Origin of the sequence: Vibrio glycogenivorans, from assembly GCF_051660965.1 — a bacterium.
Lineage (GTDB): Bacteria > Pseudomonadota > Gammaproteobacteria > Enterobacterales > Vibrionaceae > Vibrio.
Genome location: NZ_JBPVIS010000002.1, coordinates 660239 through 680110 on the forward strand (window position 1 = coordinate 660239; position 19872 = coordinate 680110).

Genomic DNA, 19872 nt, shown 5'->3' on the forward strand with positions numbered 1-19872 from the left:
CACTACTCCTTGATCAACATGCCATCTTGCATTCTAAGCTGGCGATCCATTTTGGCCGCGAGCTCATTATCATGCGTAACCACCAAAAAGGCGGTGCCAGACTCTCGATTAAGCGTGCGCATCAAATCGTAAATCGCCAAAGCCGTACTATGATCCAGATTCCCCGTCGGCTCATCGGCTAAAACCAACGCAGGCTTGTTCACCAAAGCGCGTGCGATGGCTACTCGCTGGCGTTCACCACCAGAAAGCTCTGATGGGCGATGCTCAACGCGATGGCTAAGGCCAACTTTGTCCAGCCATTCAAGCGCCTCTTGCTTGGCTTTAGAGGGGCTCATGCCGCCGATCATCAGCGGCATCGCAACGTTTTCGAGCGCGGAAAAGTCAGCAAGGAGATGATGAAATTGATAGACAAAGCCTAGACTTTGATTGCGGATCTTAGCCTGCTGATTGGAGGATAAATCCAATAGAGACTGCTGCTGGAACACCACCTCACCCTCGTTAGCCTCATCTAGCGCGCCCAAGATATGCAGCAGCGTGCTCTTACCGGAGCCCGAGGTGCCGATAATCGCGGCCAACTCACCTTGCTCAAGATCAAAACTTACGCCGCGCAATACTGGCGTCGCCACACTGCCCTCTTGATAGGTTTTACTAATGTTGTTACAGCTCAATAGACTACTCATAACGAAGGGCCTCTGCGGGTTTTTCTGATGATGCACGGTAAGATGGATAAAGTGTCGCAAGCAAGCTGAGAAGAATAGCTAAGCCAATCACGCTAGCGATTTGAACAGGCTGGATCAACACAGGCAAAGAGCCACCCAATGTGACTAATTCGACGCCGATGACTTGCAGCAGGGTATTGAGATGGCTCGAGAGCAGAACCCCCAACCCGCCGCCCACCAGGGCGCCGACAATACCTGAGCTGGCGCCTTGAACCATAAAAATGGCCATGATCCGCGTTGAAGTCATGCCTTGGGTTTTTAAGATGGCTACCTCAGACTGCTTTTCCATCACCACCATGATCAGCGCCGAGATGATATTGAAAGCAGCTACGCCAACGATCAAGCCGAGCATCAAGCCCATCATATTTTTTTCCATCTTGACCGCCTGGAATAACTCTCCACGCTGCTCACGCCAGTCGCTCCAGTGCCAGCCTTCAGGGAGAGATTGTTGACTAAGGTTAGACACCACAAATGGGTCGTCAAAATACAAACGCCAACCACTTACGGTGTGCTTGGGCAAGCGCATCAATCGCGCGGCATCATCGATATGCGTGATCACCAGCTGGGCGTCGATATCTGAGCCGGTATTAAAAATCCCCGCTAGAGTAAAATTACGCTGGCTGGGTATCCGGCCAAGTGGCGTGAACTGGCTGGCACTTGTTACCATCAAGCGCACTTTGTCACCGACAGACACGTTCAGGCTACGTGCCATGGCATGGCCCAAAAATAGTTGATATTCACCGCTTTGCAGCTGCGATAGCTGACCTGACATCAGATGATCAGAGATTGGATTATGACTATCCTGCTCTACGCCAATCATCATCGCCACGCCAAGACCCGCTGCAGTCTGAACCACCGCCTCGCTGCGGACTATCGGTTCAATAGGATGTTGAGAGAACTGCTGAAGGAAACTTGGCACCTCGTCAGCTGGGGTTCTTTGCCCCTCTTGACTGACTACCGCTTGGGGAAGCACGCCTAGCATGCGACCTTTGAGCTGGTTTTCAAACCCGTTCATCACTGACAGCACAGTGACAAGCGACATCACCCCGATGGTGATACCCGCAGTGGACATAAAGGAGACAAATCGGCCAAAACGATCGCCACTGCGTCCACGCAAATAGCGTAAACCAATAAAAAGAGAGACTGGATGAAACATAGGCGTCCATGACTTTTAGTTAAGGACTCTACTCTAAACCCTATTTTAGGGTCGGTGTAGTCCCGTTTCGTTAAAAAGTGTCAATAAGTCACGACAAAAGGCCTCAAAACGTGTTCAAGTGACTAAAATTCATTCTACTGGGTAATTTTTTCACCAAAAAACGCAGGCTTAGCCTCTCAACTGGGAACCGTTTTGTCGGACATGCTCACAACACCATCAATTGTCTCTTTCAGGCCCCGTTTGATGATTGCAACCCTATTCGAGCCCCGCTACCATGGCGCACTAACAAATCGCTATCGAGAGGTATGACTATGTCAGAGCAAGAGTTTTTTACAGTCCAACATGCCATGAAGGCCAATATCGAGCCTCTGGCCAAGGACTACGTCTTGCCATGCCTAGACAACCTTGAGGCAGAAACACCCGCGCCATTTTTGGTCGCCAGCGAATTCTCTCGATTAGACCCACTGCAAGAAAGTGCTCGCGCAGAGCTTAAGAGCTCTGAGTTACGACACGTCATTGAGCTGCTCGATACGCAAAATGCCAAGCTCAACCTGTTGCTGGGCTACATGCTTTCACAACAAGATGACTCTCGTTACGCGGTCACAACCGAGTCCTTCGGTGCCAGTCGGTTTACCTACCGCAGTGATAAGGCGCTGTCTATCGACACCCCGGTACGGGCCAAGTTATTCTTGGAACATCCCGCCGCCGCCATCTATTGCTACGGTCAAATTACCCAGTGCGAGGCGCGCTCAAATGAATTTTTGATCGGGGTTAAGTTCACTCGTATCAAAGACACCGACCAAGATATCTTGATCCGCGCGGCCCTTTATCAACAGCAAAAACTTCTTCGCCAACGCTCACTAGAACGAGGAAATTCGTAACACTATGACAACCCAAACGCTTTTAACTCTAAACGTTCCTACTGGCGCTGGTGACAATAAATACTTCGGTAACCTGTTAGGGGCCAGCCTTGCATTAACCAGTGCCGAGCTAGCAAGCACCAGCGGGCGGCATAACCTTATCGTCGCACCCGACCCGCAGACCGCACTCAAGCTGCAACATGAGATAGAGCAGTTTTATCCTCACGCTGTGACAATTTTTCCTGATTGGGAAACGCTTCCTTACGATAACTTTTCACCCCATCAGGAGATCATCTCAGACCGGATCTCATGCCTATACCAGTTGCCTACCCAGCAATCGGGCATCACGATCGTGCCTGTCAGCACCCTACTGCAGCGCCAATCACCGCGTGAGTTCTTGCTTCAACACACCTTGATGGTCAAACAAGGGGACAATTTCTCCCTCGAAAAGCTGCGTATGCAACTCGAGAAGTCGGGCTATCGTCACAGCGATCAAGTGTTTAGCCCTGGCGAATATGCCAGCCGTGGCTCTATTATTGATCTGTTCCCTATGGGCAGTCAGGCTCCGTATAGAATTGATTTCTTTGATGATGAAATCGACACAATTCGTACCTTTGACCCAGAGAATCAGCGCTCAATAGAGGACGTAAATGAGATCCGCCTCCTACCTGCGCACGAGTTTCCAACCACGGAAGAGGCGATCGAAGACTTCCGTATTCGCTGGCGTCAGCAGTTTGATGCCCGCCGCGAGCCTGAATCCATTTATATGCAGGTTTCAAAAGGTACCTGGCCTGCAGGTATCGAATACTGGCAGCCACTGTTTTTCGAGCAAACCGAAACCCTATTCGATTACCTTCCCGATGATACTCAGGTGATCACCGTTGGTGATATCGAAGCGTCCATCGATCACTTCCTTAACGATGTTGAACACCGCTATGATCAACGCAGTATCGACCCGCTTCGCCCCTTACTCAAGCCCCAAGATCTGTGGCTTAAGAAAGACGAGTTGTTCAGCGAGCTAAAACAGCTGCCTGTTGCCAGGCTCAACATCGAGCCTATCGAGGAAAAACAAGGACGAACTAACCCTAAGTTCACCGCTTTGCCGGACCTAGCCGCCAAACCACAAAACAAAGAGCCTTTGGCTGCCCTGCGCCAGTTTATTGAGGGCTTTGCGGGCAAAGTGATTTTTTCAGTGGAGTCTGAAGGCCGTCGCGAGGCACTGCTTGAGCTGTTGCAGCCGGTCAAGCTTAAACCGTCAGAACAACCAGATTTCCACCACGCTCTTACCAGCTCAGACAAAATCACCCTCGTCATGGGCGCCTCAGAAAGAGGCTTTATCTTCGATGAGTCTCATCTTGCGTTTATCTGTGAGAGCGATCTGCTTGGCGATCGCGTTATCCAAAGACGCAAAAAGGACCGCCGCCACACCAACAGCGACGCGGTGATCCGCAACCTAGCGGAGCTTAAACCTGGTCAGCCAGTGGTGCACATTGACCACGGGATCGGGCGCTACCTAGGTTTGCAAACCCTTGAAGCTGGAGGCATGACCACCGAATACGTTACCTTGGAGTATCAAAACGAGGCCAAGCTGTATGTACCGGTTGCCTCACTTAACCTGATCAGCCGTTACTCCGGCGGAGCAGAAGAGTCGGCACCACTGCACAAACTCGGCGGCGATGCCTGGACCAAAGCGCGGCGCAAAGCCGCGGAAAAGGTTCGCGATGTCGCTGCAGAGCTACTTGACGTATACGCTAAACGCGAGCTTAAACCAGGTCACAAGTTCGAGCTAGATCGCGGTCAGTACGCCACATTTAAGGCCGGTTTTCCGTTTGAGGAGACAGATGACCAAGCCACCGCAATCAATGCCGTGTTGTCGGATATGTGCCAGCCCAAAGCCATGGATCGTCTGGTGTGTGGTGATGTGGGCTTTGGTAAAACAGAGGTGGCGATGCGCGCTGCGTTTGTCTCCACCGATAATGACAAGCAAGTTGCCGTGCTGGTGCCTACCACGCTGCTCGCACAACAGCATTTTGAGAACTTCCGCGACCGCTTTGCCAACTTGCCAATCAGAGTAGAAGTGCTCTCACGCTTTAAATCCGCCAAAGAGCAAAAGCAGATTTTAGCCGATGTGGCTGAGGGTAAGGTCGACATTGTCGTGGGTACCCATAAGCTGATCACCAGCGATATCCAGTTTAAAGATCTTGGCCTTTTGATCGTGGATGAGGAACACCGCTTTGGTGTGCGTCAAAAAGAGAAGGTTAAAGCAATGCGTGCCGATGTCGATATTTTGACGCTTACTGCTACGCCTATACCGCGAACCCTGAATATGGCTATGAGTGGTATGCGCGATCTGTCGATCATTGCCACACCTCCAGCGCGACGGCTGTCGATCAAAACCTTTGTCCGAGAGAAAGACAGCAGCACGATTCGCGAGGCGGTGCTGCGTGAGATCATGCGTGGTGGTCAGGTGTACTTCCTACATAACCAAGTTGACACGATCGATAAGATCGCCCGCGATCTCGCCGAGCTGATCCCCGAGGCGCGCGTCACCACAGCCCATGGCCAGATGCGTGAGCGTGAGTTGGAAAAAGTCATGAATGATTTCTACCACCAGCGCTTTAACCTCTTGGTGTGTACCACGATCATCGAAACGGGTATCGATGTGCCAACGGCGAATACCATTATCATCGACCGCGCTGATCACCTTGGTTTGGCTCAGCTGCACCAGCTACGTGGACGCGTTGGCCGCTCGCATCACCAGGCATATGCGTACTTATTAACGCCGCACCCTAAGGCGCTAACCAAAGATGCCGTCAAACGCCTTGATGCGATTGCCTCATTGGAAGACCTTGGCGCAGGCTTTACCTTGGCAACGCACGACCTTGAGATCCGCGGGGCCGGTGAGCTGCTTGGCGATGAGCAGAGTGGTCAGATCCAGTCGGTTGGCTTCACCTTATACATGGAGATGCTAGAGCAAGCCGTCGAAGCGCTCAAAGAAGGCAAGGAGCCATCACTGGATGAGCTATTGCGCGAGCAAACTGAGGTTGAGATGCGTCTTCCAGCACTGCTTCCTGATGATTATATTCCGGATGTGAATACTCGCCTGTCGATGTATAAGCAAATCGCGAGTGTGCAAGCCAAAGAGGAGCTGGCCGAGCTGAAAGTTGAGCTCATTGACCGCTTCGGTCTTTTACCCGATGCTACTAAGAATCTCCTTACCGTGTCGGAGCTCAAGCTGGATGCAGGTAAGCTCAAGGTGAAAAAAATGGAGGCGCATGAAAAAGGGGGTTACATTGAATTCTATCCTGATGCTGACATTAACCCGACATTCTTGGTTAAACTACTCCAGGCGCAACCGAATAAGTTCGCAATGGAGGGGCCGACCAAGTTTAGGTTCAACGTACCTCTGGTCGACCGCCGTGAGCGCCTCAAGTTTGTCAACAACATGCTTGATGAGTTCGCTCAAAACCGCCTGCCAGCGTAACTCACTTGGCCAAGGCGGCAAACACTGCTTGCAAGTCACTGACATTATTCACAGACTTGGGTATAGTTTAAAGTAATACCAAAGAGGAAGCGCTAGCTTCCTCGATGTTCACCGATTAACGGAGTTATGATGAACAAATTGATCCCGCTTCTAATGCTTCTCGTGTCCATGCCGAGCTTGGCACAAAGAGAATTTGATATCGAAGTGATCATTTTCAAACGCTCAGTGAACCCAGAGCAAACCTCTGAGGCGTGGCCAAACACGCTACCTGAGATCGACCTATCGCGTGCCGGCAGTCTAGGTGACGCCGACTTTCGTGAGCAAAAACAGGTTGAGCTACTGCCAGATTCTGCACTCGAACTGACCAGTCAAGCGGCCGATTTACGTCGTCATGCTGGTTTTTCAGTGCTTCTGCACACCGCTTGGCGACAAGATGATCGCGGCCGCGCCTCTGCGCCTACGTTTCGTTTAAGGGCTGGTGAGGACTATTCGGATAGCTTTTTGCCCGACGGCTCTGTTTACTCTGATGAGCTGGTGAGTGAGCCGGTGGATGACTTTGTCGAATCGAACGCCGCTGATCCGCTGTATGAGTTAGACGGCACGCTGCAAGTATACGTGCAACACTATCTGTTTGCCGATGCCGTGTTTGACCTAAAGCGCCCAAGCGTGCGCGAAGTCGTTATCGAGAACACCCAGTTTGAAGATCCCATTGAAGAAGAAGAGACTGCGGCTGTTGTAGCTGGTCATATGCAGGAAATTGAATACACCACTGAGGTAGAAAAATTCCTCAAATCTTACCGTCTTGATCAAAAACGCCGCATGCGCAGTGGTGAGATCCACTACTTCGATCACCCACTGATGGGCATGATCATTCAAGTCCGCCGCGCGCCGCAAGACGATGAGTCCTAACTTCTCGATTATCACCGATTCCCTCGAACTCAAGCTGCTCAGCGACCACGATGCTGAGCAGCTGCAAATCTTGATTCAATCCTCCCCCACCCTACACCGCTGGATTGATTGGTGCCATGCTGATTTTTCACTCCAAGAAGCGCAGCAGTTTATCGCTCTGACTCGCAGCAACTGGGCCAAAACCATCGGCTTTGGCTTTGGTATTTACTGCCGTGCCAGTGGCACTCTGTATGGCATGGTTGCGATCAATGAGCTCTATCAAACCTTCAATATGGTCTCGATCGGCTATTGGATCGCCGATCGTTATCAGCGCCGGGGACTGGGTCGGATCAGTATCCAGGCATTGGTCAATTTTTGCTTTGAGATGCTCAAAGTCACCCGAGTCGAGATTGTCTGTGACCCAGATAACCACGCCAGTCGCCGAGTCATTGAGTCATGCGGCGCACAATTTGAAACCGTTGCCGCAAACCGTTTTATTTACGCTAAGCAGCCCAAAGATGGCGCGGTCTATGCCATTGTGCCATAAGCTATCCGCCACCAACTATCTACCATAAGGAAGTCACTATGCATGTTTTTATCACCGGGGCGAATCGAGGGATCGGGTTCGAGCTTACCAAACAGTGGCTTGCCAAAGGCGCGCGGGTTACTGCCACGTTTCGTCAATCCTCGACTGCTGAAGGCCTGCTTGCCTTGGCAGACCAAGAGCCAAATCTGACCTGCCTTGAACTCGACGTAACTGACTACCCAGCCGTTGCTGCACTGCCTCAGTCCCTTGCACCAATCGATATTCTGATCAACAACGCCGGATACTACGGCCCTAAAGGCTACGGTTTTGGTCGCACTGATCTTGACCAATGGCGCCAGGTACTCGAAGTCAACACCATCGCTCCGCTTAAGTTAGTCGAGAACCTCTTCCCGCTGCTCGAACAAGGCACCTTGAAAAAGATCATGTGTTTATCCTCCAAAGTAGGCAGCATGACCGAAAACACCTCTGGTGGCGGCTACATCTACCGCTCGTCAAAAGCAGCGCTGAACTCGGTCGTCAAAAGCTTGAGTAATGACCTAAGCCCACAAGGTTTTACTGTCTTAGCCCTTCACCCTGGCTGGGTTCAGACCGAGATGGGCGGGCCGAACGCAATCTTACCAATCCCTGAAAGCGCAAAAGGCCTAATTGAGGTGATCGACAACGCCAAAGTCGAAGATAGCGGCTGCTTTTTGGATTACCAAGGTGTTCAACTTCCTTGGTAGAACCGAAAAAGCAATAACAAGCATGGATTCAAAAGCTTTGAATCCATGTAGAAAAGTTATATTGACACCCATAATAATAACAATTTAAAAGACACCCGTATTGGTCCAATAAACAAAAATTGAGCCAACGATAAATCGTCCGTAAATACCATTCTTTTATGTGTGCAGAGTGAAGGTTAACTAAAGCCGAGTACCAAAATATGATATTGAAATTACGGTTTCGCTCATTTTTAGCTATTTATATCGCTACCGGTAATGTCTCTCCCCGCCACAGCTGTCACCGTAGCGAAAAAAGGTCAAAAGTGGTTTATGCGGCTTTAAAGCAACGCCTTGCGGAAGTCACGCCTTTCATCCTTTGCAAGCCGTGCTGTCTTTGGTATTGACGCAGAGACTTTTCACCGCCGATAGGTCCGGTGAACTCCTTTTCAAGCGAAACAATCAGAGACTCCCACACCGCTTCATCGATCCCTAGTCTGGATAAAATCGGCGGATGGTACTCAGCTATAGCCCCATGCTTGTCTTCGCGTATGGCGCGACCACTGAAATCCACCAGTGACAGGTAATCTTCAAGTCGGAACGGCAGCCCCTCTGGCATCTCCTGCTTAGGGTCACCAACAAAGGGAAATAAGGCTTTAGGTTGGCGCGGGTCACAGCCGTCAGAAACCCGGAGAGTATCCACCCTAGACTTGATACTGGTATAATCAGACTCTTCAGGAGTGGGCGCTATCTGGGCGCGGACCGGGTTTAAGTCGACATAAGCCATACAGGTAACTAAGGCGGCTTCGTCAAGTAGCGCTTGCGATTTAAAACGCCCTTCCCAAAATCGTCCAGTACACCCCTCTTCCTTGTTAGCTTGACGGGCTATAGCCTCATTAAGATTACGCATAAACCAACTGATGTCATACAGACGCAGGCGATACACCTCAACAATATCCATTACTGCTTTCAATGACACGTCATCGAGCTGCTCTCCACTAAGATAGCGAGTTGTTAGTAATGTTCCTTTGTGCAGTTGATGCCAACGCTCCAAGACCTCATGCGCACTCCAACCCAGAGCCGTCACCTGATTAACATGCAGCACCACGTGGGTATGATTACTCATCACCGCATAAGAGCAAACATCAATGGCGAACACACGCGCCAACCTGAGCAGACGCTCTTCAACCCAACCCCGCCGATGTTCATAACTTTTGCCAGTAACCTCATCAACACCACATAAGTAGGCCCTACGCACACAGCGCGAAACACAGTGATAGTAGGCTGTATCATCCAGACTAACTTGTTCAGAGCGAGCTTTGGGCATCGTGACTCTCCCGAGATTTGAGCACTACTTCAGTGTAGGAGAGGGTAAACAACTTCACCAATATATTATGGGTGTCATTATATATTTTTGGGGTGGTACTATTCGGTGACAACTCCTATACTCTGCTGCTGATCTATAACAAGGTAATAAAATGAAAATTTGTGGTGTTGAACTTAGTGGGAATGATGCGATTATCAGTCTTTTGTCCCTGTCTGATGGTGTTTTTAATATCCCTGATTGCCGCGTGGCAAAAATTTCCATTGGCGATGCTAATGACACCGACAAGATGAAGCACTTTCAGTTCTCATTTGCAAAGCTGATGCAAGACTATCAGGTTGAGCGAGTTGTGATCCGTCAGCGCCAAACTAAAGGTAAGTTTGCTGGTGGTGCAGTGGGTTTCAAGTTGGAAGCGGCTATTCAGCTTATTGATGGACTTAAGGTCGATGTTGTCTCTCCGGCAGAAATCAAAGAGGGTCTAAAGCGCAATCCACTCCTAGTGCCTTTTAAAGAGACGGGGCTAAAGCAGTATCAAGAGCCAGCATTTATGGTGGCCTACGCCTGTATCATGAAGTAGCACAGCGCTCCACTATGAACGTGTCTAAAAAACCGATAGAGCGTCTATCGGTTTTTTTATGTGCGCTGTTTGCTGACTTTGAAAGTACTACTAGTTCGGACCCTAAAACACTAGCAGTGTGCCCTTAAAGTTTCATGGGGCGCTCGCATTAATGTGCATTTTCATGTTTCACGCCCCGGTCATTTCATGGCTACTGGCTTTTTATCGCTCAGTCTGCACACTTCTGAACAAAACTGTGTTTCGCCCCATTTAATACAAAATTACTGTCAAAAGAGCAGAGCCAATTGCTCGTTCTCAACAAAGCGAGCATGTTGCGATTACCCATCAATAGGAACCACTTCCAGCGCATTAATAATCCAATTACCTGATAGATTCAACTCCAACAGTTCATCATCAGACACCACAACGTCAACCGTTTTAACCACTTGATTGCCAGCTTGAACCATCTCGTTATCCATCAGTAGCTCACCATTAATCGTAAAGGACATTTGGTAATCATTACCGGTACGATAAACCGAATTGCGGTTGGTTCTGACATCACCCATGTAATAGGTCACTTTATAACGCCCGGGGATTAACTTAGCGAAGAAGCTAGCGTTTTCTTTACCAGTCAAACCATTGCGCTGCCAGAATGGAATCTGCCAAGTGGACTCGTTGTGCTCGATCTTGATGTCGTGCATATTAGCATTGGCCCAGCCAAGTTGGCTCTTACCGTCATTAAAGACATTTCTCTGACTCACTGGAGTAAAGCCTAACGCTGGTGGCATACCGTACATGGCGAAGTTGATCTTGAGATCACTCATAGGCTCAACCGCTGTGCCAGCGTTAACGGTAACAGTCTCTAAGCTAAACTCTGGTGTAGGCGCGATAGCAACAGGGCTCCAAGGGGCAATATTGTTATAGCTCTCAGGGGCACCTACTAGGCTTCGTGTCTGCTCGTACTTGGCCACATCTTGTGTTGCTAGGACGATGCGATCAATACCGATACCTGCATCTACCTGGTATAGGCTGATGGTGTGATAGCCCGGCTCGTCGATAGTGATTTCAAACGGGATTTTTTCCATCTGGGCCAGTACATTGCGATACCAAGTCCATGAGACCTTTTCGCCAGAGCCAAGGGTTTCATTACGTTTTTGGCCTTTTTGACGCACGCCACTGAGTGTTTGCAGCTGCTCTCCGTTTACGCCAATCATGATGTCTGCGGTCATCTCCTTACCCTCATTCAAGGTTGGGATACGGTACAGCTCGCCATAGAAGGTGCCTTTACTTGTAAACAGCACCTTGTAGTCAAGTCTTGCAGAATCGCTGATATGGTTATCGGTGACCTTGGCGTCAGCCTTCACCACCATAGAAGAGCCGGTGTAACCAAAATGCTTGTGTTCTAGCCAACGGGAATCGTCTTTTCCTGCGGCACTATCTGAGTAGCGTTCGGCTTCAATCGCCACTAAACCGTTGCTTTCGACATAGCTGTTCGGCTCTAACTCAATCGCGTATTTTTCCGCTTTAACTGGATATGACTTCTCATGCCCATGAACGCCTATCACCTTGATCGAGCCCAGATTAGTCCCAACGTCCACTGAATCCCAATCAATCGATACCCACAAACGCTGCTCAATGTCGACCTCGCCAGATGACTGCGACACTGAAATCCAGTCTGCATCCGTTTCAATCTGCCAAGCCATTGGCTCCAGACCAAGGTTGAACACATCAATAAAGCGCTTGTTGTCTTCGAATGAAGAGAAGTTTAGAGTTACTTGTTCATCTCCGGTTACCTGACCTTCCGATACCGATCCAATACCCTCAACCGCGTCTTCAATAAACTTCTCCGCGTAGATTAAGGTGTTGGGCATTACCGCGACGTTGAAGATATTACGCTTGGAGTTGTAGTCAGCGTAAGGGTCCATAATCCCGTCCCACTTACCGTCCATAAACTCCTTATTGTAGAAAGTGAGATCACGCTGAATTGCTGCTTCCGCCTGCTCAGACAGCTCTTTGTACGCATTAACACTAGCGTATCGTCCCTGCTCAGCGTATTGGTAATTTTTACGGTAGTAGGTGGTTTTCTCCATCATTAAGCGTGTTGAACGAATCGGGTAGTAAGCAAAGTGCCAGAATGGCGCTTGGCTCGCTTGGTCTAAATCGTCGTAGATCGCCTTCGCTCGCGACTCCAACTCGCGCATATTTTCAATCTGACGCTGCGCCTCATCACCAAACACAAACGTGTCGTAGTGCTGATACATATCATCGTTTTCCCAGTGCCAAACCCAGTGAGGCGTCATGGCTTCCGGCTTTTTAGGCCACGCCAACTGATGGAACTCAGTGATAATATCGGCAAATTCACTTGCCTGCTCACCCTCAATATTTAGGTGTTGCTTGGCTGCGTCCTCCAAGAAGGTTTTCGTCGCATTAACTGGATAAGCATTGATATCGTAGGCCATCTTCATAATGAACTGGATACCTAACTCTGCAGGCTTAATGTCACCCACATTGATCATCCACAATGCGTTGGTGTTGGAAGCATAGGACTTGAGCAGCTCCTTTTGCACCAAAGGCAGTGGCGTTGTATACAGCCAGTTGTACTGAGTTGGGTAGCCTTGGTAAGCAAGGTGGTAGTACAAGCCATTGCCCGCGACTCTTTCTTGCTCATGCGGTCGTGGCGTCTGCCTCACATAACCAAAGTTATCTTCCGTCATAACAATGATAACGTCCTGCGGGATATCGACGCCTTGCGATGTCTCCTCGCCATTGGTGCTCTCACCATTGTACAGCTCACCCACCTCTTCATAAGGAACGAAGATTTGTGGAACAGCATCCTCAGCGCCAAACACCTCTGCAATCATTTCTCTCTGACGATCAATGATTTTTTGCAGTAGTGCACTCTTATCGGCTAAGGTTGGATTGATCAAGTTTTCGTGCTTAAAGGGTGAGTCGTGAACACCACGCATACCTAGGGTGTAGATCATGTTGAAGTCTTTCGCCTCAACCAGACGCTCCATCCAGTAGGCTTCGATAGCCAGTGGGTTAACAGAATAGTCCCAGATAGGCAGGCCTTCAGCGTCGTATTTATCTTTATTTGCAGCAGCCCAGCCCCACCATTCACTGAGGTTATTCCGCCCCATATTTTCACAGTGTGATGCGCCAATATAAATGCCGTACTCCGTCGCTAGGCGTGGATTGATGGCAATACCATGCTCATCTTTGGCCTCAAAGAAGTAGTTACTGATCCCGTGCATCGCCGGCCAAAGGGTATTGGCTTTCATGCGCAGCAATAGCTCAAATACACGCTCGTAGACTTCTGGGCTTGGGTTACCGTGCAGCTTATCGATGGAGGTGTTGCCGCTCCATTGTGTCATTGCCCCTTCATCATTAATAAAGATGCCACGAAAACGCACTGAAGGCGCTTGCGGCGCCACAACCAAATCCTTAAACGCAATCTCCTGCTGCTGCTCTGGAACAACGTCTCCCCACCAGTAGAGCGGCGACACCCCAATACGCTCAGAGATATCATAGATACCAAAGATGGTGCCCATCGCATCACTTCCCGCCACTACTAGCGCATTTTTGTCATCTTGCTGCGTAAGAGTAATGGTTTTAAGTAGGAATGATTCGACCAAATCTTCTGCGCCGTCAATCTCGTCAATGGCACCTTGAGACTTGAGGTTCACGATTTCCGGAGACTCCAACGTGCCGATAATAATCACGTTGTTACTCGCCTTATCAATCGCATTGATAATGTTTGGCTTGCGACCTGTCACTCTCTCAATATCCATGGCTAAGTCGTTAGCCGCTCGGACAATCTTTGCATCCTCATCTTGTGAGACATAAATCTCGGCTAGTGTGTCACCAGTAGCAAGCCAAAACTCATTACTTTCCGGCTCTTGTGAACACCCCGAAACTATCAACATGAACATCGAGACAATAAATGCTCGTATCACACCTCTTTGATACTGAAATCCCATAACCCCTTACCTATTCCGTTAGATGAAAACTAGCACCTCCCTCGTGCTTGGAAGTGCATTACCGTTTGCTGTACGCACACTTTTGCCAGGCTTACATCTACATTCAAGAGCTTTGTGAATCGGTAAGAGTGGCTAAAAATGAGCACTTACTAGATATATAACGGGAGCTATATTATCAGCTAGTAGACCAATTTCTCATGATTGATCTAACAATTATCAACATTGGTTTACATTTAATCTACTGCGTGGGAATTTGATTATTACTTCACGAAAAACTTATAAAACTCAGCAACAACTCATCTAATAAAGGGTGGCTGTCAAACTGTTGATAGTATTTATTCAATTAAGGTTATTGCGAGTGAATTACCATATTTACTCGTTCCTTATACTGACTAAGATAATTTTACTTTTCGCAGTTGTAAGACGCAGTTCACTATTCCAACGTAATCATTTGTTAGAACTCAGTATTATTCGTGATGAACGTCATAACAATAGCTTGAAAAACAGGCTGCCAGTTTCATGATTAAATGCAGCGGATCGCTGACATAAAAGGAGAGGAACGATGGCTGCTGATAAAGACTTAGTGAACTTTAGTGAAGATCATGAACTGAATTACTGCTTACGCAGTGCGGGCAAGCGCCAGACGAAAGCCAACCGTGACGCGTTAGTCACTTTGGGTCGCCAGGTCAAACAAGATTTGGGCAAACGCGTGCTGTCACAAACCGACGTAAGCTCGGCAATCAAAGGCAATGAAGACTTGTTTGAATAGACTTCCTGCCCTTGAAACAGACAACAAGCGATTAGCTCACTAGCAGCTAATCGCTTTTTCTTTTGCTTGACCCTTTTTTACGCGTGTATTTTCTTTTCTTGTAAGCAGGCCTTTCGACCGGTGGCAGTTGGGTCAGCGACGCTGGCACCGGAGAGGTTTTGACTAACTCCATCAATTGCTCAAGTCTTGTGGTCAAGTCAACCATAAACGGCTGATAAGCCTGGCCCTTCTCTGCGATGCTCTGCAATTGGTGCTCCCAAATTGCCGTCATATCGGGATAGGTAGATTCATCAGGCAAAGCATGAACCAACCCTCGACCTGCGGGCGTGCTGAGTACTTGCTTACCCTGACGCTTTAAAAGCTGACGTTTAAACAGGGTATCTAAGATACCCGCTCGCGTCGCTTCGGTGCCAATCCCATCCGTCTCACGCAGGATCTTCTTGAGATCTTTATTTTCGACATAACGCGCGATCCCTGTCATGGCTTGCAATAGGGTTGCTTCGGTAAAGTGGCGCGGTGGCTCGGTCTTACGCTCTTTGATCTCACCCTCTCGACATACCAAGCTGGTCCCCTCTTTAAGTGGCGGGACTTGATCCACTCCGGCATCAGACTCTTCGACTTTGCCCATCAAAGTCTTCCAACCCAGCTCAACCAACTGGCGACCTTTAGCAACAAAGGTGCCCCCAGCGATATCAAACACCAGTTTCGCCTCAGCGTACACCGCAGGTGGGTAGAACTGGATTAGGTACTGACGGGCGATAAGCTTATACACCTTTAGCTCATCACCGGACATACCATTAGAGGCCGCTTTCTTTGGCGTTGGGATGATCGCATGGTGCGCATCCACCTTGCTATCATTCCAAGCTTTAGATTTGATGCTCAGGTCGGCACCCTCAACGCCAGCTTGCATCTCACGACTGTTATTGGCAATCGCATCACACACACTGCGTGCTTGTTTGAAATGATCGCGTGGAAGATAGCGGCTGTCTGAGCGAGGATAGGTGATCAGCTTATGCTTCTCATACAACGACTGACAGGTATCGAGTACCCGCTGGGCACTCATACCAAAACGCTTAGCAGCATCAATTTGCAGCGCAGACAATGAATAAGGCAGTGGCGCGTATTGCTTGGTCTGTTTCTGCTCCGACTCGGTCACTAACGCAGGCTGATTCGCGATCCTTCCGGCAACATTCTCAACCAGTTTTTTATTCAGCACCCGCCCCTCTTCGTCCATCCACGGCTGGCAGGCCTCACTGGGCTTCCAGCGCGCGCGAATGTCAAATAGACCAGACTCACCCTGATAGGGGATCAAAGCATGCAAGGTGTAGTAATCACGCGGGACAAAGTTCTCAATCTCTTCATCGCGACGCACGACCAGCCCAAGCACGGGAGTTTGTACTCGGCCCACTGAAAGCACACCTTGATACCCGGCTTTTTTACCGAGCAAGGTATAAGCGCGCGACATATTCATGCCGTACAGCCAGTCAGCACGCGAGCGGGCCAGGGCAGAAACCGACAAGGGAATAAAATCACGATTGCTACGCATTGAGGACAGCGCACGCTTGACTGCAGGCAGGTTAAGGTCACTGATCAACAGCCGCTGAGCCGCCGCCTTTTTCGTTTTTGACACCTTACAGTAGTCAAGCACCTCATCGACCAGAAGCTGCCCTTCCCTATCTGGGTCACCCGCATGAACAATTTCATCTGCGCTGCGCAGCAACTTCTTAACCACATTTAACTGCTTACTGGCGGTTTTTCTCGGCCTGAGCTGCCACTCCTGCGGCACGATTGGCAAATCGGCGAGATTCCACTTTTTGTAACGCTCGTCGTACGCATCGGGCTCTACCTGCTCGAGCAAGTGACCAATGCACCAAGTGACGATGTCATTACCGCACTGGATATAACCCTCCCCCTTCTTTTGTCCACCCGGCAACGCAGCTGCGATGGCACGGCCTAAACTTGGTTTTTCGGCGATATAAAGACGGGTCATAGTGGGCTTCCAGCACAAATAAATAAGGCCACATTATCCAATGTGGCCTTATAAAATCAACAAATAACTGTATCTATATACAGCTTGACGCGCTATTTTTACGCGTCTTCACTTGGAGCACGCTCCGCAGCTTCTTTGATAAGCGTTTGCAGCTCACCTTTTTGGAACATCTCAACGATGATGTCACAGCCACCAATTAGCTCACCCTCAACCCAAAGCTGTGGGAAGGTTGGCCATTGTGCGTAAGCCGGTAGCTCAGCGCGAATGTCTGGGTTTTGCAGGATATCAACGTAAGCAAACTTCTCACCACAGTTCATCAGAGCTTGTGCAGCCTGAGAAGAGAAACCGCAGCTAGGCAGTTTTGGAGAGCCCTTCATGTAAAGTAGGATGGTGTTTTCAGCGATCTGCTGCTTGATTTTGTCGATAGTTTCCATGGCTTCCTCTTGCTGGAATGACGGCTTTTAATCCGACTATTCTAAACCATTAGTCAAGAATAAAAAGCCCAATAATTTTAGGGTTAATAAAATCATGTGCTTGAGCGCTAAATTTAGGTTTTTTTTAGTAAAAAAGTTGTTAGACTAACGCGAAGTCAGTCATAAGACGTATAAAATAAAACTTGGAAGCTCACGAAAGAGACCCCTCTCTTTCAACAAAACAATGGAGAAACGAGTAATGGCATTTGAACTACCAGCTCTTCCTTACGCAAAAGATGCGCTAGAACCACACATCTCAGCAGAAACACTAGATTTCCACCACGGTAAGCACCACAACACTTACGTTGTTAAGCTAAACGGTCTGATCCCTGGCACTGAGTTTGAAGGTAAAACTCTTGAAGAGATCATCAAGACATCGACCGGTGGCGTATTTAACAATGCAGCACAGATCTGGAACCACACCTTCTACTGGCACTGTCTAGCGCCAAACGCAGGCGGTGAGCCAACAGGCGCGGTAGCAGACGCTATCAACGCAGCATTTGGCTCGTTTGAAGAGTTCAAAGCAAAATTCACCGACTCTGCAATCAACAACTTCGGTTCATCTTGGACTTGGCTTGTTAAGAAGGCAGACGGCTCACTAGACATCGTTAACACGTCTAATGCAGCAACGCCTCTAACAGAAGAAGGCGTAACACCACTTCTAACTGTGGATCTTTGGGAACACGCATACTACATCGACTACCGCAACGTGCGTCCAGACTACATGAACGGTTTCTGGGCACTGGTTAACTGGGACTTCGTAGCAGAGAACCTAGCTAAGTAATCCAGTGACTATAAGTCTATGAGTTCAAACCCGCGCCTTTGGCGCGGGTTTTTTATTTTCTCAGCAAGTATCTAGAATAGCCGGCTCTGTGGCATAAAAAAGCTCGGCTATCGCGCCGAGCTTTTTTATCGCTGAGCATTATCTAGGTCGGTGTTTCGGTTAAGCTCTGTTTTTTCTTCATCTTCAGCGTGGAGTACACAGAGAAGATAGCCAATAGAATAAATGCCAACGCAATCGGTCGCTCATAGAGGAACGCCCAACTTCCATCGTACATCAATAGTGACTTGCGCAAATTCGTCTCCGCCATGGGACCCAGAATAATCGCCAGCAGGATCGGGGAGGAAGGAATGTCCATTTTACCCAACACAAACGCTAGCAAGCCAAACGCAATCGCAATGCCCACGTCAAACATCGAGTTATTGATCGCATACGCACCGACAATCGATAAGAAGACGATCACAGGGATCATGATTAGTTTCGGCACCTCAATGATCCGACAGAAAAAGCGAATCCCAATCAAACCAATCACCAGCATGACTAAGTTAGCAATCAGCATTGAGCTGAACACGCCGTAGACAATCTCAGGATTCTGGGTAAATAGCAGTGGCCCAGGCGTCAAACCCTGCACTATCAGCGCACCCAATAGTACCGCTGCGACCGCATCACCCGGTACGCCAAGGGTCAGAAGTGGCACCAGTGAGCCGCCGGTTACGCCGTTATTACCCGCTTCTGCAGCAGACAGGCCCCGCACAGAACCGTTACCAAACTCTGCAGGGTCTTTAGCTGAGCGCTTAGCTTCGTTATAGCAAACAAAGGCCGAGATATCCGCACCAGCCCCCGGGACCGAACCGATTGCGGTGCCCATCGCGCCACTTTTAATTGCGGTTGGCATCATCTCCTTGAGATCAGACTTACTCAGTAGCTTATGGTCGAACTTTGTCGCTTTAACTTTCTTCTCTTTATGCAGTTTTTCCAGCTGATTGAGTGCCTCAGAGAGGGCAAACAAACCGATCAATACCGGAATCACATTGATGCCACTGTATAGATCCATCACGCCGAAGGTGAATCGGGGTACGCTGCTGATCGGGTCGAGGCCAACCGTCGCCACCAATAAGCCAATAGTGCCCGCTAATAGCCCTTTAAGTATGTTCTTTGACGATACGCTGGCAATAATAGTCAGACCAAACAGCGCCAGCGCGAAATACTCAGGCGCATTAAAACGCAGGGCAAAGGTGGCCAGTTTCGGCGCGATAGCAATCAGTACGATAGTACTGATTAATCCGCCGGTAAAAGAGGCAATCGCAGAGATACTTAAGGCGCGCGCAGCCTGCCCTTTAGCGGCCATGGTATGGCCATCAAGCACGGTGGCAGCTGAGGCTGGTGTGCCTGGTGTTTTAAGCAAGATCGCCGCAATCGAGCCACCATAGATGCCGCCAATATACACACCAATCAGCATCACTAGGGCGGAGGTTGGCTCCATGCCAAAGGTAAAGGGCAGTAAGATAGCCACCCCCATGGTCGCGGTCAAACCCGGCAGCGCGCCAAGGATGATCCCACCGAGTACGCCAAACACTAGCACTGGCAGTACGGCTGCACTCATCGCGGTGGCCAAGCCACCGATTAAATGTTCAAACATCATCACCC

General features: G+C 49.4%; 15 protein-coding genes. 8 read left to right on the top strand and 7 right to left on the bottom strand.

The genetic code is table 11. The features are described 5' to 3' along the window. Nucleotides 1-2 precede the first annotated feature (2 nt). On the bottom strand, nucleotides 3-680 hold the full coding sequence (gene lolD / locus ACSTTG_RS07575; RefSeq protein WP_438474331.1) for a lipoprotein-releasing ABC transporter ATP-binding protein LolD: 678 nt from the start codon (nucleotides 678-680) through the stop codon (nucleotides 3-5). Then, a complete protein-coding gene (gene lolC, locus ACSTTG_RS07580) occupies nucleotides 673-1875 on the bottom strand; it encodes a lipoprotein-releasing ABC transporter permease subunit LolC (protein WP_438474332.1) in 1203 nt (400 codons plus the stop codon). Before lolC ends, lolD begins: the two co-directional genes overlap by 8 nt. Before the next feature lie 311 nt (nucleotides 1876-2186). On the opposite strand from lolC, the gene ACSTTG_RS07585 reads away from it, so the two are divergent. The 5 genes from ACSTTG_RS07585 (at nucleotide 2187) to ACSTTG_RS07605 (ending at nucleotide 8376) form a co-directional block, all read left to right on the top strand. Next, nucleotides 2187-2756: a PilZ domain-containing protein gene (locus tag ACSTTG_RS07585; protein WP_438474333.1), complete on the top strand. Its 570-nt coding sequence runs from the start codon at nucleotides 2187-2189 to the stop codon at nucleotides 2754-2756. A gap of 4 nt (nucleotides 2757-2760) precedes the next feature. Next, nucleotides 2761-6219 carry a transcription-repair coupling factor gene (mfd, locus tag ACSTTG_RS07590; protein ID WP_438474334.1) on the top strand — a complete coding sequence of 1153 codons (3459 nt, stop codon included), beginning with the start codon at nucleotides 2761-2763 and terminating at the stop codon, nucleotides 6217-6219. 129 nt (nucleotides 6220-6348) lie between these two features. Then, entirely contained in the window at nucleotides 6349-7128 is a 780-nt protein-coding gene (locus ACSTTG_RS07595; protein ID WP_438474335.1) for a peptidoglycan binding protein CsiV, read from the top strand. Next, nucleotides 7118-7654, top strand: coding sequence for a GNAT family N-acetyltransferase (locus ACSTTG_RS07600; RefSeq protein ID WP_438474336.1), 537 nt, complete (start codon nucleotides 7118-7120; stop codon nucleotides 7652-7654). The genes ACSTTG_RS07595 and ACSTTG_RS07600 overlap by 11 nt, the downstream gene beginning before the upstream one ends. Before the next feature lie 38 nt (nucleotides 7655-7692). After that, nucleotides 7693-8376: an SDR family oxidoreductase gene (locus tag ACSTTG_RS07605; protein ID WP_438474337.1), complete on the top strand. Its 684-nt coding sequence runs from the start codon at nucleotides 7693-7695 to the stop codon at nucleotides 8374-8376. Nucleotides 8377-8683: 307 nt separating this feature from the next. Here ACSTTG_RS07605 and ACSTTG_RS07610 read toward each other — a convergent pair whose 3' ends face one another. Continuing rightward, complete coding sequence (locus tag ACSTTG_RS07610) at nucleotides 8684-9679, bottom strand: transposase (protein WP_438474338.1); 996 nt, start codon at nucleotides 9677-9679, stop codon at nucleotides 8684-8686. A gap of 151 nt (nucleotides 9680-9830) precedes the next feature. On the opposite strand from ACSTTG_RS07610, the gene ACSTTG_RS07615 reads away from it, so the two are divergent. Then, a complete protein-coding gene (locus ACSTTG_RS07615; protein WP_438457838.1) occupies nucleotides 9831-10253 on the top strand; it encodes a DUF3010 family protein in 423 nt (140 codons plus the stop codon). A 317-nt stretch (nucleotides 10254-10570) separates the two neighbouring features. Here the strand turns inward: ACSTTG_RS07615 and ACSTTG_RS07620 are convergent, their stop codons facing one another. Next, the gene (locus ACSTTG_RS07620; RefSeq protein WP_438474340.1) at nucleotides 10571-14212 is read right to left on the bottom strand and encodes a glycosyl hydrolase 115 family protein; all 3642 of its coding nucleotides are present in this window, start codon (nucleotides 14210-14212) and stop codon (nucleotides 10571-10573) included. A gap of 562 nt (nucleotides 14213-14774) precedes the next feature. Here ACSTTG_RS07620 and ACSTTG_RS07625 point away from each other — a divergent pair. Then, on the top strand, nucleotides 14775-14981 hold the full coding sequence (locus tag ACSTTG_RS07625; protein WP_438474341.1) for a hypothetical protein: 207 nt from the start codon (nucleotides 14775-14777) through the stop codon (nucleotides 14979-14981). 46 nt (nucleotides 14982-15027) lie between these two features. On the opposite strand, the gene ACSTTG_RS07630 is transcribed toward ACSTTG_RS07625, so the two are convergent. Next, nucleotides 15028-16971, bottom strand: coding sequence for a DNA topoisomerase III (locus ACSTTG_RS07630; RefSeq protein WP_438474342.1), 1944 nt, complete (start codon nucleotides 16969-16971; stop codon nucleotides 15028-15030). 98 nt (nucleotides 16972-17069) lie between these two features. Continuing rightward, nucleotides 17070-17405: a Grx4 family monothiol glutaredoxin gene (locus ACSTTG_RS07635; protein WP_438457834.1), complete on the bottom strand. Its 336-nt coding sequence runs from the start codon at nucleotides 17403-17405 to the stop codon at nucleotides 17070-17072. A gap of 238 nt (nucleotides 17406-17643) precedes the next feature. Here ACSTTG_RS07635 and sodB point away from each other — a divergent pair, with 238 nt between their 5' ends. Continuing rightward, nucleotides 17644-18228, top strand: coding sequence for a superoxide dismutase [Fe] (gene sodB, locus ACSTTG_RS07640; protein ID WP_438457833.1), 585 nt, complete (start codon nucleotides 17644-17646; stop codon nucleotides 18226-18228). A 142-nt stretch (nucleotides 18229-18370) separates the two neighbouring features. Here the strand turns inward: sodB and ACSTTG_RS07645 are convergent, their stop codons facing one another. After that, the gene (locus tag ACSTTG_RS07645) at nucleotides 18371-19864 is read right to left on the bottom strand and encodes a tripartite tricarboxylate transporter permease (RefSeq protein ID WP_438474343.1); all 1494 of its coding nucleotides are present in this window, start codon (nucleotides 19862-19864) and stop codon (nucleotides 18371-18373) included. Nucleotides 19865-19872: the final 8 nt, after the last annotated feature.

Coding starts and splice junctions, on each gene's coding strand:
- lolD (WP_438474331.1), bottom strand. CDS start 680: ATGAGTAGTCTATTGAGCTGTAACAACATTAGTAAAACCTATCAAGAG.
- lolC (WP_438474332.1), bottom strand. CDS start 1,875: ATGTTTCATCCAGTCTCTCTTTTTATTGGTTTACGCTATTTGCGTGGA.
- ACSTTG_RS07585 (WP_438474333.1), top strand. CDS start 2,187: ATGTCAGAGCAAGAGTTTTTTACAGTCCAACATGCCATGAAGGCCAAT.
- mfd (WP_438474334.1), top strand. CDS start 2,761: ATGACAACCCAAACGCTTTTAACTCTAAACGTTCCTACTGGCGCTGGT.
- ACSTTG_RS07595 (WP_438474335.1), top strand. CDS start 6,349: ATGAACAAATTGATCCCGCTTCTAATGCTTCTCGTGTCCATGCCGAGC.
- ACSTTG_RS07600 (WP_438474336.1), top strand. CDS start 7,118: ATGAGTCCTAACTTCTCGATTATCACCGATTCCCTCGAACTCAAGCTG.
- ACSTTG_RS07605 (WP_438474337.1), top strand. CDS start 7,693: ATGCATGTTTTTATCACCGGGGCGAATCGAGGGATCGGGTTCGAGCTT.
- ACSTTG_RS07610 (WP_438474338.1), bottom strand. CDS start 9,679: ATGCCCAAAGCTCGCTCTGAACAAGTTAGTCTGGATGATACAGCCTAC.
- ACSTTG_RS07615 (WP_438457838.1), top strand. CDS start 9,831: ATGAAAATTTGTGGTGTTGAACTTAGTGGGAATGATGCGATTATCAGT.
- ACSTTG_RS07620 (WP_438474340.1), bottom strand. CDS start 14,212: ATGGGATTTCAGTATCAAAGAGGTGTGATACGAGCATTTATTGTCTCG.
- ACSTTG_RS07625 (WP_438474341.1), top strand. CDS start 14,775: ATGGCTGCTGATAAAGACTTAGTGAACTTTAGTGAAGATCATGAACTG.
- ACSTTG_RS07630 (WP_438474342.1), bottom strand. CDS start 16,971: ATGACCCGTCTTTATATCGCCGAAAAACCAAGTTTAGGCCGTGCCATC.
- ACSTTG_RS07635 (WP_438457834.1), bottom strand. CDS start 17,405: ATGGAAACTATCGACAAAATCAAGCAGCAGATCGCTGAAAACACCATC.
- sodB (WP_438457833.1), top strand. CDS start 17,644: ATGGCATTTGAACTACCAGCTCTTCCTTACGCAAAAGATGCGCTAGAA.
- ACSTTG_RS07645 (WP_438474343.1), bottom strand. CDS start 19,864: ATGTTTGAACATTTAATCGGTGGCTTGGCCACCGCGATGAGTGCAGCC.